General features: G+C 71.9%; 13 protein-coding genes and 1 pseudogene. 8 read left to right on the top strand and 6 right to left on the bottom strand.

Annotated elements, in window-relative coordinates; translation table 11 throughout:
* Nucleotides 1–10: 10 nt before the first annotated feature.
* Genes uraD through ACSNOC_RS05165 form a run of 3 tightly spaced genes read left to right on the top strand, consistent with a single transcriptional unit; the run spans nt 11 to nt 3,176 of the window.
* Nucleotides 11–856, top strand: coding sequence for a 2-oxo-4-hydroxy-4-carboxy-5-ureidoimidazoline decarboxylase (gene uraD / locus ACSNOC_RS05175; protein WP_436746031.1), 846 nt, complete (start codon nt 11–13; stop codon nt 854–856).
* A 5-nt stretch (nt 857–861) separates the two neighbouring features.
* Entirely contained in the window at nt 862–1,770 is a 909-nt protein-coding gene (pucL, locus tag ACSNOC_RS05170; protein ID WP_436746030.1) for a factor-independent urate hydroxylase, read from the top strand.
* 23 nt (nt 1,771–1,793) lie between these two features.
* The gene (locus ACSNOC_RS05165; protein ID WP_436746075.1) at nt 1,794–3,176 is read left to right on the top strand and encodes an 8-oxoguanine deaminase; all 1,383 of its coding nucleotides are present in this window, start codon (nt 1,794–1,796) and stop codon (nt 3,174–3,176) included.
* 55 nt (nt 3,177–3,231) lie between these two features.
* On the opposite strand, the gene aceB is transcribed toward ACSNOC_RS05165, so the two are convergent.
* The 4 genes from aceB to ACSNOC_RS05145 all read right to left on the bottom strand — a co-directional run bounded on the left by aceB (nt 3,232) and on the right by ACSNOC_RS05145 (nt 7,026).
* Nucleotides 3,232–4,827: a malate synthase A gene (gene aceB, locus ACSNOC_RS05160; RefSeq protein ID WP_436746029.1), complete on the bottom strand. Its 1,596-nt coding sequence runs from the start codon at nt 4,825–4,827 to the stop codon at nt 3,232–3,234.
* A gap of 45 nt (nt 4,828–4,872) precedes the next feature.
* The gene (locus tag ACSNOC_RS05155) at nt 4,873–5,469 is read right to left on the bottom strand and encodes a nucleotidyltransferase family protein (protein ID WP_436746028.1); all 597 of its coding nucleotides are present in this window, start codon (nt 5,467–5,469) and stop codon (nt 4,873–4,875) included.
* Nucleotides 5,466–6,053, bottom strand: coding sequence for a Uma2 family endonuclease (locus ACSNOC_RS05150; protein WP_436746027.1), 588 nt, complete (start codon nt 6,051–6,053; stop codon nt 5,466–5,468). The genes ACSNOC_RS05155 and ACSNOC_RS05150 overlap by 4 nt, the downstream gene beginning before the upstream one ends.
* A gap of 187 nt (nt 6,054–6,240) precedes the next feature.
* Nucleotides 6,241–7,026 (bottom strand): IclR family transcriptional regulator, encoded by a 786-nt coding sequence (locus ACSNOC_RS05145; RefSeq protein WP_436746026.1) that lies wholly within the window; start codon nt 7,024–7,026, stop codon nt 6,241–6,243.
* Between the two features lie 144 nt (nt 7,027–7,170).
* Here ACSNOC_RS05145 and allB point away from each other — a divergent pair, with 144 nt between their 5' ends.
* From allB to ACSNOC_RS05130, 3 genes are all read left to right on the top strand, one after another.
* Entirely contained in the window at nt 7,171–8,529 is a 1,359-nt protein-coding gene (gene allB / locus ACSNOC_RS05140) for an allantoinase AllB (RefSeq protein WP_436746025.1), read from the top strand.
* Nucleotides 8,526–9,632, top strand: a complete 1,107-nt coding sequence (gene alc, locus ACSNOC_RS05135) for an allantoicase (RefSeq protein WP_436746024.1) — start codon at nt 8,526–8,528, stop codon at nt 9,630–9,632. Before allB ends, alc begins: the two co-directional genes overlap by 4 nt.
* Before the next feature lie 116 nt (nt 9,633–9,748).
* Nucleotides 9,749–10,183, top strand: coding sequence for a ribonuclease domain-containing protein (locus ACSNOC_RS05130; RefSeq protein WP_436746074.1), 435 nt, complete (start codon nt 9,749–9,751; stop codon nt 10,181–10,183).
* 150 nt (nt 10,184–10,333) lie between these two features.
* Here the strand turns inward: ACSNOC_RS05130 and ACSNOC_RS05125 are convergent, their stop codons facing one another.
* On the bottom strand, nt 10,334–10,993 hold the full coding sequence (locus ACSNOC_RS05125) for a hypothetical protein (RefSeq protein WP_436746023.1): 660 nt from the start codon (nt 10,991–10,993) through the stop codon (nt 10,334–10,336).
* A gap of 10 nt (nt 10,994–11,003) precedes the next feature.
* Nucleotides 11,004–11,597, bottom strand: coding sequence for a hypothetical protein (locus ACSNOC_RS05120; protein ID WP_436746022.1), 594 nt, complete (start codon nt 11,595–11,597; stop codon nt 11,004–11,006).
* Nucleotides 11,598–11,795: 198 nt separating this feature from the next.
* Between ACSNOC_RS05120 and ACSNOC_RS05115 the strand changes: the two genes are divergently transcribed.
* Both ACSNOC_RS05115 and ACSNOC_RS05110 read left to right on the top strand, forming a co-directional pair.
* Nucleotides 11,796–13,055, top strand: a complete 1,260-nt coding sequence (locus ACSNOC_RS05115; RefSeq protein ID WP_436746021.1) for a helix-turn-helix domain-containing protein — start codon at nt 11,796–11,798, stop codon at nt 13,053–13,055.
* Nucleotides 13,056–13,177: 122 nt separating this feature from the next.
* Nucleotides 13,178–13,362, top strand: a pseudogene (locus tag ACSNOC_RS05110) (hypothetical protein); the annotation flags it as partial.

The following is a 13,362-nucleotide window of genomic DNA, read 5'->3' as shown; positions in this document are numbered from 1 at the left end:
AGGGCGTTGCGTGACGCCGAGTCCGGCGCCAGGGCTTGCCTGGCTCAACGGAGCCGACGAGCGCGCCGTGCGGGACGCCCTGCGCCACGTCTGCGCCGCCCGCGCCTACGGCGACGCGCTGCTGGCGGCCCGCCCCTTCGCGGACGCCGGCGCCCTGCTCGCCGCGAGCGACGCCGCGACCGCCGCCCTGACCGCCTCCGGCCTCGCCGAGGCGCTGGCGGGCCACCCGCCCATCGGCCGCCCCGACCCCGCCGACCCGGCCTCCGCCCGCGAGCAGCGCGGCATGGCCGACGCCCCGGACGCGCTCAGGGCCGAGATGCTCGACCTCAACCTCGCGTACCAGGAGCGGTTCGGCCACGTCTTCCTCATCTGTGCCACCGGCCTCAGCGGCGAGCGGATGCGCGACGCGCTGCGCGCCCGCATGGACAACCCGCCGGAGACGGAACGGGAGACCGTCCGCGCCGAGCTGGGCAAGATCAACCGGATCCGCCTCACCCGGCTGGCCGAGTCCACCGCCACCGTTTCCACCCACATCCTCGACACCAGCGCGGGCCGCCCCGCGCCCGGCGTCGCGGTGTCCCTGTCCGTGCGGCCGGGCGGCGGCGACGCGGCCTGGACCGCGCACGGCACCGCCCGCACGGACGCGGACGGCCGCTGCGCGGACCTGCCCGCGCTGCCCGGTGACGCGGTGCTGGCCAGGCTGACGTTCGCCGTCGATCCGTACCTGAGCCGGACCGGGACGGGCGCCGCGTTCTTCCCCGAGGTGACGGTCCCGTTCGCCGTGGTACCCGGCGAGCACTACCACGTCCCGCTGCTTCTCACCCCGTTCGGATACTCCGTCTACCGAGGGAGCTGACCTCCATGCCCGCGCTCGGCCAGAACCAGTACGGCAAGGCGGAGACCCGCGTCGTCCGGGTCACCCGGGACGGCGCCCGGCACCACATCCGGGACCTCAACGTGTCGGTCGCCCTCTCCGGCGACATGACGGACGTGCACCTCTCCGGCTCCAACGCCACCGTGCTGCCCACCGACACCACCAAGAACACCGTCTACGCCTTCGCCAAGGAGCACGGGATCGCCTCGCCCGAGGCGTTCGCCGCCCTGCTCGCCCGGCACTTCGTCACCTCGCAGCCGACGATCCACCGGGCCCGCGTCCGCGTCGAGGAGTACGCCTGGGACCGCGTCCCCACCCCCGGCCGGGGCGAGCACTCCTTCGTCCGGACCGGCGGCGGGACACGGACCGCGCAGATCACGTACGACGGCTACTCCTGGGAATTCCTCAGCGGGCTCACCGGGCTGACGGTGCTGAACTCGACGGACTCGGAGTTCTCCGGCTTCGTCAAGGACCGCTACACCACGCTCCAGGAGACCAGGGACCGCATCCTGGCCACCGACGTCACCGCCGTGTGGCGGCACGCCTGGACCGGCGACCCGGCGCAGGCGCCCGTCGGTGACTGGGACGGCTCCTGGGCGGCGGCCAGGCGGCACGTCCTCGACGGCTTCGCCCAGACGTACTCGCTCTCCCTCCAGCAGACGCTGTTCGCGATGGGAGCGCGGGTGATCGACAACCTCCCCGAGGTGGACGAGATCAGGCTCTCGCTGCCCAACAAGCATCACTTCCTGGTCGATCTCGAACCCTTCGGCATGAAGAACGACACGGCCGACGGCGCCGTCTACTTCGCCGCCGACCGCCCCTACGGCCTGATCGAGGCCACCGTGCTGCGCGACGGCGCGCAGGCGCGGATACCGGTGGACATGACCAATCTGTGAGGGCTTCCCCCGTGACGGCTTCCGTGACCGCGCACCGGCGCGTCGTGATCGAGAACTGCGCCATCGCCACCGTCGACGCCGAGGGCACCGAGCACGCCTCGGGACACATCGTCGTCGCGGACCACCGCATCGAGGCGGTCGGCCCCGGCCCGGCGCCCCCCGGCCTCGCGGACGTCGCGCGCCGCGTGGACGCCGCCGGCCACCTGGCCACCCCCGGCCTGGTCAACACCCACCACCACTTCTACCAGTGGCTCACCCGGGGCCTGGCCCAGGACTGCAACCTCTTCGACTGGCTGGTCGCCCTCTACCCGGTCTGGGCGCGCATCGACGAGCCGATGGTCCACGCCGCCGCCCGGGGTTCGCTGGCCATGATGGTGCGGGGCGGCTGCACCACCGCCATGGATCACCACTACGTCTTCCCGCGCGGTGCGGGCGACCTGCTCGGCGCGGAGATCCGGGCCGCCCGCGAGATCGGCGTCCGCTTCACCGCCGCCCGCGGCTCGATGGACCGGGGCGCGTCGGACGGCGGGCTGCCGCCGGACTTCGCGGTGGAGTCCACCGAGGACGCGCTGCGCGCCACCGAACAGGCGGTGCGGGACCACCACGACCCGTCGCCGGGCTCGATGCTGCGGATCGTCGCCGCGCCCTGCTCGCCGTTCTCCGTCTCCACCGAGCTGATGCGGGAGTCCGCCGCGCTGGCCCGCCGCCTCGGCGTGCGGCTGCACACCCATGGCTCGGAGACGGTGGAGGAGGAGAAGTTCTGCCACGAGCTGTTCGGGATGGGCCCGACCGCGTACTTCGAGTCCACCGGCTGGCTCGGTGACGACGTGTGGATGGCGCACTGCGTGCACATGACCGACGCCGACATCGACGCCTTCGCCCGCACCGGCACCGGCGTCGCGCACTGCCCGTCCTCCAACGCCCGCCTCGCCGCCGGGATCGCCCGCGTGCCCGACCTGCTGGCCGCTGGCGTCCCGGTCGGCCTCGGCGTGGACGGCACCGCGTCCAACGAGTCCGGCGAGCTGCACACCGAGCTGCGCAACGCCCTCCTGGTGAACCGGCTCGGCCCGCACCGCGAGAAGGCCCTCACCGCGCGCCAGGCGCTGCGCCTGGGCACCGCGGGCGGCGCCCGGGTCCTGGGCCGGGAGCGGGAGATCGGCTCACTGGAGGCGGGGAAGCTGGCCGACGTGGTGCTGTGGGACCTGACGGGCCTCGGTCACTCCACGATCGCCGACCCAGTCGCCGCCCTGGTCCTCGGCCCCCCGGCGCCGGTCGCGCTGTCGCTGATCAACGGCGTCCCGGTCGTGGAGCACGGCCGCCTGCTGACGGCCGACGAGGACGCCGTCGCCCGCACCGCCCGCACCCAGGCCCGCCGCCTGGCGGAGATCGCCGCCACCGGAGGCTGACGCCGGGCCGCCGGCCCGGCGTCAGCGGCCTGGTCCGGCGCGGCCGGGCGGCGGGTCAGTCCAGCAGCTCGTAGGCGGGCAGCGTGAGGAAGTCGACGTACTCCTCGTCCAGCGCGATCCGCATCAGCAGGTCGAACGCCCGCTGCCAGCCGCCGGAGATGAACTCGTCCTCGCCGACCTCGTCGCGCATCGCCAGGCACTGGTCGGCGGCCACCTGCCGCACGCACTCGTGCGTCACCCGGTCGCCGGTGTCGAGGACCACGCCCGCGTTGATCCACTGCCAGATCTGGGAGCGGGAGATCTCGGCGGTGGCCACGTCCTCCATCAGGTTGAACACGGCGACCGCGCCCCGGCCCGCGAGCCACGCCTGGAGGTAACGGGTGCCGACCTGGATCGCGTTGCGCAGGCCCTCGGCCGTGGGGCGCGCGTCGAGGGAGTCGATGGCCAGCAGGTCGTCCGCCGTCACCTCGACGTCCTCGCGCAGCCGCTCCTTCTGGTGCGGCCGGTCGCCCAGCACCGCGTCGAACGACGCCCTGGCCACCGGCACCAGGCCCGGGTGCGCCACCCAGGATCCGTCGAACCCGTCGCCCGCCTCGCGGTCCTTGTCGGCCCTGACCTTCTCGAACGCGACGGCGTTGACGGCCGCGTCCTTCGACGGGATGAACGCGGCCATGCCGCCGATGGCGTGCGCGCCGCGCTTGTGGCAGGTGCGGACCAGCAGTTCGGTATAGGCGCGCATGAACGGGGCCGTCATCGTCACGGCGTTGCGGTCCGGCAGCACGAACTTCTCGCCGCCGTCCCGGAAGTTCTTGACGATGGAGAACAGGTAGTCCCAGCGGCCCGCGTTGAGGCCGGAGGCGTGGTCGCGCAGCTCGTAGAGGATCTCCTCCATCTCGAAGGCGGCGGTGATCGTCTCGATGAGGATCGTGGCGCGGACGGTCCCGTAGGGGATGCCGAGGGCCTCCTGCGCGTACGTGAACACGTCGTTCCAGAGCCGCGCCTCCAGGTGGGACTCCAGCTTGGGCAGGTAGAAGTACGGGCCCTTGCCGAGGTCGAGGAGGCGGCGCGCGTTGTGGAAGAAGTAGAGCCCGAAGTCGACCAGCGCGCCGGGCACGGCCCGGTCCCCGACGGTCAGGTGCCGCTCGTCCAGGTGCCAGCCGCGCGGGCGCATGACGACGGTGGCCAGCTCGGCGTCGGGCCTGAGGGCGTACTCCTTGCCGCGCTCGTCGGTGAAGTCGATGCGGCGGCGGTAGGCGTCGGCCAGGCTGAGCTGGCCGCCGATGACGTTGGCCCAGGTGGGGGAGGAGGCGTCCTCGAAGTCGGCGAGCCAGATCTTCGCGCCGGAGTTGAGGGCGTTGACCGTCATCTTGCGGTCGGTCGGGCCGGTGATCTCCACCCGCCGGTCCTGGAGGGCGGGCGGGGCGGGGGCGACGGTCCACGCGGCGTCGCGGACGTCCTTGGTCTCGGGGAGGAAATCCAGCCGCCCGGTGCGGGCGATCTCCTCCCGCCGCAGCGCCCGCCGGGCGAGCAGCTCGTCGCGGCGCGGGGTGAACCGCCGGTGCAATTCGGCGAGGAAGCCGAGCGCGTCTTCGGTGAGCACCTCGTCCTGCCGGGGCAGGGTGGCCGGTGCTGCGACGGTGACGGCGGACATGGGCGGCACTCCTTTGACGAGACGTAAAAACGGATAATAGTTTCCTCATTGCGGAAGATCAATGAGGTCTCCGGGTTCGTCGATGTCGTCGGGCGCGGCGACATCGCCGCACTCGACCAGTGTGATCTCCCCCGCGTGTTCCCGCAGATACGCCCGCGCACCCTGATCTCCCCGCGCCGCGCGCGCGACCCCCGCGAAGTGCGCGGCCCCGAGGAGCACCGGGTGCCCGCGCCGCTCCCCGCCGTAGACGGCCTGCGCCAGCGTCGCCGGGGACCGGTGGGCGGCGCGCACGCGCGCCATGGCCTCGGCGCCGACCCACGGCTGGTCGACCAGCGCCACGAGCGCGGCGGCGGCCCCGGTGCCGTCCAGCGAGGCCAGCCCCGCGCGCAGGGAGGAGCCCATGCCGGTCTCCCACTCCGGATTCGCCACGACGGTGTACGCGTCCGCGAGCCGCGCCCGCACCGCCTGTCCGGCCGCCCCCACGACGACGTGCACGGGCCCGCACCCGGCGTCGAGCAGCGCCTCCGCGGCCCGCTCGACGAAGGTCCGCCCCCGGTAGGTCAGCAGAGCCTTGGCCCGCCCCCCGAGCCGCCGCCCACCCCCGGCGGCGAGCAACAGCCCGGCGACGGGGGGAGGCGTCATACGTTCCTCGGCGGTCCGGTGATGGCCTCGGTGATGACGAAACCCTTGGCCGGTCCCTCGGGGATGACGACCTCGGTCCCGTAGGGCACCCGGGTCTCGGCGGCGTAGACGGCCTCATGGGGAATGGGGGAGGTGAGGACCGTGACCGTACCGTGGCAGTCGTGCTCGTCGATGAGTACGTACACGGGCACCCCGGCGCGCGCGTAGGCCCGGCGTTTGCGCACCCGGTCCCGGGTGGTGCCGTCGTGCCCCGGTGATACCACTTCGATGATCAGCTCGACGCAGGCCGCGTCGACACCCAGGCCGTCTTCTGTGACGTACTCGGCGTCGTCCCTCGGGGCGACGAACAGGTCGGGAATCCAGATCTTCAGGTCATGGACCACATTCATGTCATTGCGCGCGGCGTAGGGGCCGGAAGCCAGGAAGGCGGCCATGGCGTCCCGCATCTCATTGACGGCCCGGCTGTGGACGTGGCGGCCGGTGGGCGACACCTCGATGAACCCCTCAACGATCTCGGCACGATAGCCCTCGGGGAGTTCCATGGCTTTCCACGCCTGCCACAGGACCTGATCGAGATTCGGCATGCTTCCGGGAGCCTCATGGGCAGCAGTGGTCATGGCGCAGCACCTCCTCCTTCAGTCTGGGCTTTCCGGTCACCGCGCATCAAGCGGCACAACCACGCTGTGGGCGTGCCGCCGGGCGAACCGTTCCGCCCGGCGCATCATCACTCGATCGGGAAAGCCCTGGCCACAGGTGCGGCGGTGGCGGCCGTCAGGTGTCCTCGCCCGTGCCCGTCAGGGCTGTCGAGAGGTCGGTGGCCACGTCCCGCAGGAGGGGGACCATCTTCTCCGTCGCCTCGTCCGTCACCCGGCCCGCCGGGCCGGAGACCGAGATCGCGGCGGCCGTGGGGGAGTCGGGGACCCGGACGGCGATGCAGCGCACGCCTATCTCCTGCTCGTTGTCGTCCACCGCGTAGCCGTTCTCCCGCACCTTCCCCAGCTCCGCGAGGAACGCCTCCGGCGTCGTGATCGTCCGTTCCGTCGCCGCCGGCATCCCGGTCCGGCGCAGCAGCGCCCGCACCTCCCCGTCCGGCAGGCCCGCGAGCAGCGCCTTGCCGACGCCCGTGGAGTGCGGCAGCACCCGGCGGCCGACCTCGGTGAACATCCGCATCGAGTGCCGCGACGGCACCTGCGCCACGTAGACGACGGCGTCGCCGTCCAGCAGCGCCATGTTCGCCGTCTCGCCGGTCTCCTCCACCAGCCGCGCCAGGTGCGGGCGGGCCCACGTCGCCAGGGGGCGGGCCGCGCTCTCGCCGAGGCGGATGAGGCGGGGGCCGAGCGCGTACCGGCGGTTGGGCTGCTGCCGCACGTACCCGCAGGCGACCAGTGTCCGCATCAGGCGGTGAATGGTGGGCAGTGGCAGTCCGCTGCTGGCGGCGAGCTCGCTCAGTCCGGTTTCCCCGCCGGCGTCTGCCATCTGCTCCAGCAGACCGAAGGCCCGTTCCAGGGACTGAACCCCGCCGCTGGCGGAGGACTTGCGCACGTCGGAGGGCGGCACGTCGCGTTCCTCATTCGGTAGTAGCGGTCATGGCGCAGCCTACCTGTGCTTGACGCGCGCGCTCCGCCACCGCAGGATCGTTTCAACAGATCGTTGAAGATCATAAAGAATGACAAAATCAGGCGAAGGTGGAGGGAGGGTGCCGTGACCGGTGCCCGCACCGGACTCGTGCTGCGCTCGACCCGCGTCATCACGCCCGAGGGTGTGCGCGCGGCGAGCGTGGCCGTCGCGGACGGCCGCATCACGGCCGTGTCGCCGCACGACGCGCCCGTGCCGGACGGCGCCCGGCTCGTGGACTACGGCGACGCCGCGCTGCTGCCCGGCCTCGTCGACACCCACGTGCACATCAACGACCCGGGCCGGACCGTGTGGGAGGGCTTCGCCACCGCCACCCGCGCGGCGGCGGCCGGGGGCGTCACCACTGTCATCGACATGCCGCTCAACAGCGTGCCGCCGACCACCACCCCCGCGCATCTCGACGTCAAACGGGAGACCGCCCGCCCGCGCGTCCACGTCGACACCGGCTTCTGGGGCGGCGCGATCCCCGGCAACACCGGCGAGCTCAAGGCCCTGCACGAGGCGGGGGTGTTCGGCTTCAAGTGCTTCCTGTCGCCGTCCGGCGTCGAGGAGTTCCCCGAGCTGGGCCCGGACGAACTGGCCGCCGCCATGGGCGAGATCGCCGGGTTCGGCGGCCTGCTCATCGTGCACGCCGAGGACCCCGGCCACCTGGCCGCCGCACCGGCCGCCGACGGCAGCCTCCGGTACGCCGACTTCCTCGCCTCCCGGCCGCACACCGCCGAGACCGAGGCCGTCGCCCGGCTGATCGGCCTGGCCCGGCGGCTGGACGCCCGTGTGCACGTGCTGCACCTCTCCTCCGCCGAGGCGCTGCCGCTGATCGCGGAGGCCAGGGCGTCCGGGGTGCGGATCACGGCCGAGACCTGCCCGCACTTCCTGACCCTGACGGCCGAGGAAGTCCCGGACGGCGCCACCGAGTTCAAGTGCTGCCCGCCCATCAGGGAGGCCGCCAACCAGGACCTGCTGTGGGCCGGGCTCGCGGACGGTGTCATCGACTGCGTCGTCTCCGACCACTCGCCCTGCACCGCCGACCTCAAGGTGCCCGACTTCGGGGCCGCCTGGGGCGGCATCGCCTCCCTCCAGCTCGGCCTGCCCGCCGTCTGGACCGCCGCGCGCCGGCGCGGCCTCGGACTCCCGGACGTGGCCCGCTGGATGGCCACCGCCCCCGCCCGGCTGGCCGGTCTGTCCGGCCGCAAGGGGGCCATCGCCCCCGGCCACGACGCGGACTTCGCCGTGCTCGACCCGGAGGCGACGTTCACCGTGGACCCGGCCGCCCTCCACCACCGCAACCAGGTCACCGCCTACGCGGGACGCCTGCTGCACGGTGTGGTCCTCGCCACCTGGCTGCGCGGGCGTCGGATCGCGGAGCACGGGCATGTCACCGAACGGGCCGGGAAGCTCATCGAAAGGACAGCACCGCCGACATGACCACCGCACCAGCCGTCTTCATCGGTGACGCCGACCCCTACGGCGGCGGCGACCCGTACGCCGACTACCGCGCGCCGGACCCGTCCGCCGTCCCGTTCGCCCACCTGCCCGACCTGGCCGACCGGCGGCTGGGCGGCTCGGTGGTCGCCGCCAGCGACGAGTTCTTCGCCGAGCGGGAGAACCTGCTGAAGCCGGGGCGGCCGGAGTTCGACCCGGAGGCGTTCGGCCACAAGGGCAAGATCATGGACGGCTGGGAGACCCGGCGCCGGCGCGGCGCCTCCGCCGACGCCCCGCACCCGGCGGACGGCGACCACGACTGGGCCGTCGTCCGGCTCGGCGTGGCGGGCGTCGTGCGCGGCGTCGTCGTGGACACCGCGCACTTCCGGGGCAACTACCCGCAGGCCGTCGGCCTGGAGGGCGCCGCCGACCCCGAGGACGGCGGGGAGTGGGTCGAGTTGGTGCCGCGCACCCGGGTCGGCGGGCACGCGGCCAACGTCTTCCCGGTCGCGGTCGAACGGCGGCTCACGCACGTGCGGTTGAAGCAGTATCCGGACGGCGGGGTGGCCCGGCTCCGGGTCCACGGCGAGGCCGTGCCGGACCCGGCGTGGCTGGCGGCGGTCGGCACGTTCGACCTGGCCGCGCTGGAGAACGGCGGCGTGGTGGAGGACGCGTCCGACCGGTTCTACTCGCCGCCCGTGCACACGATTTACCCCGGCCGGCCCCGGACCATGGACGAGGGCTGGGAGACCCGCCGCCGCCGCGACACCGGCCACGACTGGCTGCGGTTCCGGCTCGCCGGTGAGGGCGTGATCCGCGCCGTCGAGATCGACACCGGCAGCTACAAGGGCAACGCGCCCGGCTGGGCGGCCCTTTCGGTGCGGCGGGAGGACGGCGCGTGGCACGAGATCCTGCCCAGGACCCGGCTGTCGGCGGACACCGTCCACCGTTTCGTGCTCGACAGCACCGCCGTTCCGCCCGCGACGCACGCACGGCTGGACGTCTACCCGGACGGCGGCGTGGCGCGGCTGCGCCTGCACGGCTCGCTCACCCCGGAGGGCGAGCGGCTCCTGGCCGCCCGCTACAAGGAGTTGAGTTGCGGCTGAGAAGCCGCGAGGTGAAGGGTGTGGAGCAGGCGCGGCATCCTGTGAACGCCTGAAGGATTTCCGCCACGCGTGGTTGACGCGGCGCGTGCTACGCGCGTCACACTGTTGGCATGGGCATGAATCAGCGATCCAGGATCGTCCGGGCCGGCGCCCTCGGCGCACTGCTCTCGACCCTGCTCCTCGGCGGCCAGGTCACCCAGGCCACCGCGTCCGACGCCCCGACACCCACGACCTCCGCAACCGCGATCGCCGTCGCGCCGCTGGCCTTCGGCGACATCTGCTACAGCGACCTGCCCCCCGAAGCGCACGACACCCTCGACCTGATCGAGGCCGGCGGCCCCTTCCCGTACCCGCAGGACGGCGGGACGTTCTACAACCGCGAGGGCCTGCTCCCCAGCCAACCGACCGGCTACTACCACGAGTACACCGTGGAGACCCCCGGCAGCTCCACGCGCGGCGAGCGGCGGATCGTGACCGGGGAGTCCCACCAGGAGGACTACTACACGGCGGACCACTACGAATCCTTCGACCTGGTCGACTACGCCTGCTGACAGGCCCGCTGAGCCGGCGTCCCCCCACACAGGCGCCGGGACCGTTCCCCCACACGGTCCCGGCGCCGTCGCCGGCGGCGGCCCGGAGCCGGTTTTCGCGGTGGTGGCGGGTCCGTGTGCGGCCGTCGTCCGTCTCGCGAGATGCCCCGGCTATGCCGATCGCTTGCCAGCTTCCCCTCCCATGGGTGGCAAGAGCAAGCTCTTCAGCGTGCGGGAGAGCCGCTGGTTATCACGCGCATCGCGCCATTGGACAACCGCGATGGGGTTTCGGCTGTCGTCCTTGTCGGTCGGGGCATTCTTGAGGGAGCCGGGGAATACCAGGAGCCCGGCGACACCGTGCGGAGCGTGAGCGAGATAGGCGTGCAGCTGGTCGAGAGCGGCGTCCAGGGGGACTGTGGTCGTGGCCTTCACTTCAACAACCAAGACCAGTCGGCCAGCCCTTGAAACGGTCAGATCGATCCCGACGTCGTTGTGGCCGATGCCCGGCATGTCACCCGCAGGAGTGATCTGAGTCCCTGTGGCGATGCGGGGCAGCACGGTCTCCAATGCCTTACGGAGCTGCCGCGTGTAACGGACGGACTCAACCCAGGAAGGGCTGCTAGGAGCACCAGGAAGCTGGTCGATCGCTCGGATGTCGCTGGCCCGGACAGCCACTGTCTCCGGCTCCGCGCCCTCGCCCTCATCCTTGGAGTCAAGGCGCACCACGACCCGCTGCGCCGCCCCCTCACCGTAGACCGCTACTACTTCCCCCTCGGTCTCATCCACTCCCCACGGGACGCGGACCCGCTCTCCCAGTGATGGCTGTGTCACGACGGGCTCCTTACCAGGGGGCTTTGTTTGTCAGGGCGGACAAGTAGCCATGAACCACATCATCCAGTGTGGAAGCCAGGTTGTCCAGATCGCGCAGCCAGCTACGGATCTTGTGAAGGTTGATCGAATGGCCGTCTCTCTTCAGTGCGGCCACCTTGAATTCATCCGCATGGGCGAAGCCATTGCGAGCGGTGTTCAGAATTGAGAGCAGCTTGTTCCATTCGGGCGCTCTGCTGTCCACCTGGCCGAGGACATCCCACAGTTTGACGATACCAAGCCGTTTGAAATCTTCGGCCAGTGCCGAAGGCGTCGCGTTTCCTGTATCGAGTTTTCGGTTGGCGCTCACCTGGATTCTGATTACCCGCTCCACCTGGGGTACCCCGATTCCGCTGGCGGAAATAATGTGGTCCCAGGCAAGGTCGTTGAGTTCACGGGCGTAGCCTTGGAATTCTGCTGCGAGCCGCAAAACGAGTGCCCAGTTCAGTTGCTGGGTATTCCAGCGCCTCCCGGGTCCGTTGCCGCGCACCGCTTGGTGGGCGGCAAGAAGTTCATCAATGCGCTGGCGCCGTTTTGTTTGCCAAGCGACGTAAGCGGGGGAAGGCACAGGCGAAGATTAGCCGCACAGCTCCGGAGGAGGCGAACCGCAAGCAACTGGTACCGAACGAGCGTTCGTTGCGTCTCTTCCGGAGCACGCGGACCTGATCACGACTGTGCTCGCTACGTCGATGGTGGCAACGTACGCGGCGCGCCACGCGCGCGGCCTACGCTGGCATCGTCGAGCCGTTCGGAGAAAGGCGGGCGCATGTCATCTGACGCTACTCCGGTCCCGTACACCGATCCCCTGTCGTTCGGCCAGCGCGTGCAACTGCTGCGCACAAGGCGGGGCATGAGCCGTGTGGTGCTCGCCGGGCTCGTGGGGCGGTCCTCCTCGTGGGTGAAGCAGGTCGAGCGGGGGGAGATCCAGACGCCCAAGCTCGGGATGATCCTCCGCATCGCCGAGGCGCTGCGCGTTCGCGATCTCTCCGAGCTGACCGGAGATCAGTCCTCGCTTCCTGTTGGGCTGTTTGTCGGTCCGGGGCATGAGCGGCTGCCCGCCGTCGCGGCCGTCATCAACGCCTTTCCGTCATGGGGGGCGGGTGATCGGGAGGCGTCGCCCGCCGCGCATCTGCGGGCGCGGGTGGCGCGGGCCTGGGCGGCTCGGCATTCCGCGCCGAACCACCGCGATGTGCTCGGCGCGTTGCTCCCCGCCCTCATCCAGGACGCCCAACTGGCCGTGCGCCAGGCCGAGTCCGGCGCGCAGCGGCGGGCGGCGCAGTCGGTGCTGGCGGAGGTGTACGCGCTGGCGCAGTTCTTCCTCGCCTATCAGCCCGAGCCCGCGCTGCTGTGGCGCGTGACGGAGCGGGGCATGATGGCGGCTCAGGAGTCCGGGGACCCGCACGCCATCGGCGTGGCCGCATGGCTGGCGGCGCAGGCGCACCGGGACTCGGGCCCGGCGCATTACGAGGCCGCCGACGCGGTGGTGTCGGACACCTTGCGGTATCTGGAGCCGCTGCTGCCGGGCGCCGCGACACCGGTGCTGGCGATCACGGGCGCGTTGCGGTTCGAGGCGGCGTACACGGCGGCGCGCCGGGGAGACGCCGGAACGGCCTGGGGTCACTGGGACAAGGCCCGCGAGGTGGCCGACCGGCTTCCGGGCGGTTACTACCACCCGGTGACCAGCTTCTCCCGGCCCGTCATGGGCGCCCACGCCGTGACCGTCGCCGTGGAACTGCGCGCCGGCGGAGAGGCCGTGCGGCAGGCCGCCGCCGCGGACGCGAGCGTGATCCCGTCACGGCCCCGGCGCGCCCGCCACCGCATCGAGCAGGCCCGGGGGTACCGGCTCGACGGTCAGATGGAAGCGGCCCTGGCCACGCTGGAGTCCGCTTTCGAGGCCGCACCGGAGACCATCCGCTACAACGGCTACGCGCGGGGGATCGTGCTGGAGGGAACGGAAGCGAAGTCGCCCGACCGACGCCGACGCGCAGCCGCCCTCGCGGTGCGGATCGGGATCCTCGCCGCCTGAACACACGTATGGGGCCAGGATTCCTGCCCCTGCTCTCTGCCAACCCTCCTTACGTTCTGTCGTCAGTTGATGACCGACGACGCAGGAGGGTTGTGCACGTGGAGAGTTCTTACCCCGTCTGGATGCCGTCCAGGGACGCGGGTGTTCAGGTGTTGCCCTGTGGGCGGTGGTTCGATGCCGTGCAGGTGTCGGGGTACTTCGCGCGGCAGGTGCAGAGTCAGTTGCTCATCTCGGGTGGGGTCGGGCCGGTGATCCACGATCAGGTGGGGGATGTCTGGTCGTGGCTGGTCCGGCCGGGGGCCGGGGC

Origin of the sequence: Streptomyces sp. URMC 129, assembly GCF_051386415.1 — a bacterium.
Taxonomy (GTDB): Bacteria; Actinomycetota; Actinomycetes; order Streptomycetales; family Streptomycetaceae; genus Streptomyces.
The sequence above is the reverse complement of the archived record's forward strand: the minus strand, read 5'-3'. Positions and strand labels throughout refer to the sequence as shown.

Bases quoted from the DNA above. Each gene is read 5' to 3' on its own strand.
- pucL (WP_436746030.1), top strand. From the start codon at position 862: ATGCCCGCGCTCGGCCAGAACCAGTACGGCAAGGCGGAGACCCGCGTC.
- aceB (WP_436746029.1), bottom strand. From the start codon at position 4,827: ATGTCCGCCGTCACCGTCGCAGCACCGGCCACCCTGCCCCGGCAGGAC.
- ACSNOC_RS05155 (WP_436746028.1), bottom strand. From the start codon at position 5,469: ATGACGCCTCCCCCCGTCGCCGGGCTGTTGCTCGCCGCCGGGGGTGGG.
- ACSNOC_RS05150 (WP_436746027.1), bottom strand. From the start codon at position 6,053: ATGCCGAATCTCGATCAGGTCCTGTGGCAGGCGTGGAAAGCCATGGAA.
- alc (WP_436746024.1), top strand. From the start codon at position 8,526: ATGACCACCGCACCAGCCGTCTTCATCGGTGACGCCGACCCCTACGGC.
- ACSNOC_RS05130 (WP_436746074.1), top strand. From the start codon at position 9,749: ATGAATCAGCGATCCAGGATCGTCCGGGCCGGCGCCCTCGGCGCACTG.
- ACSNOC_RS05115 (WP_436746021.1), top strand. From the start codon at position 11,796: ATGTCATCTGACGCTACTCCGGTCCCGTACACCGATCCCCTGTCGTTC.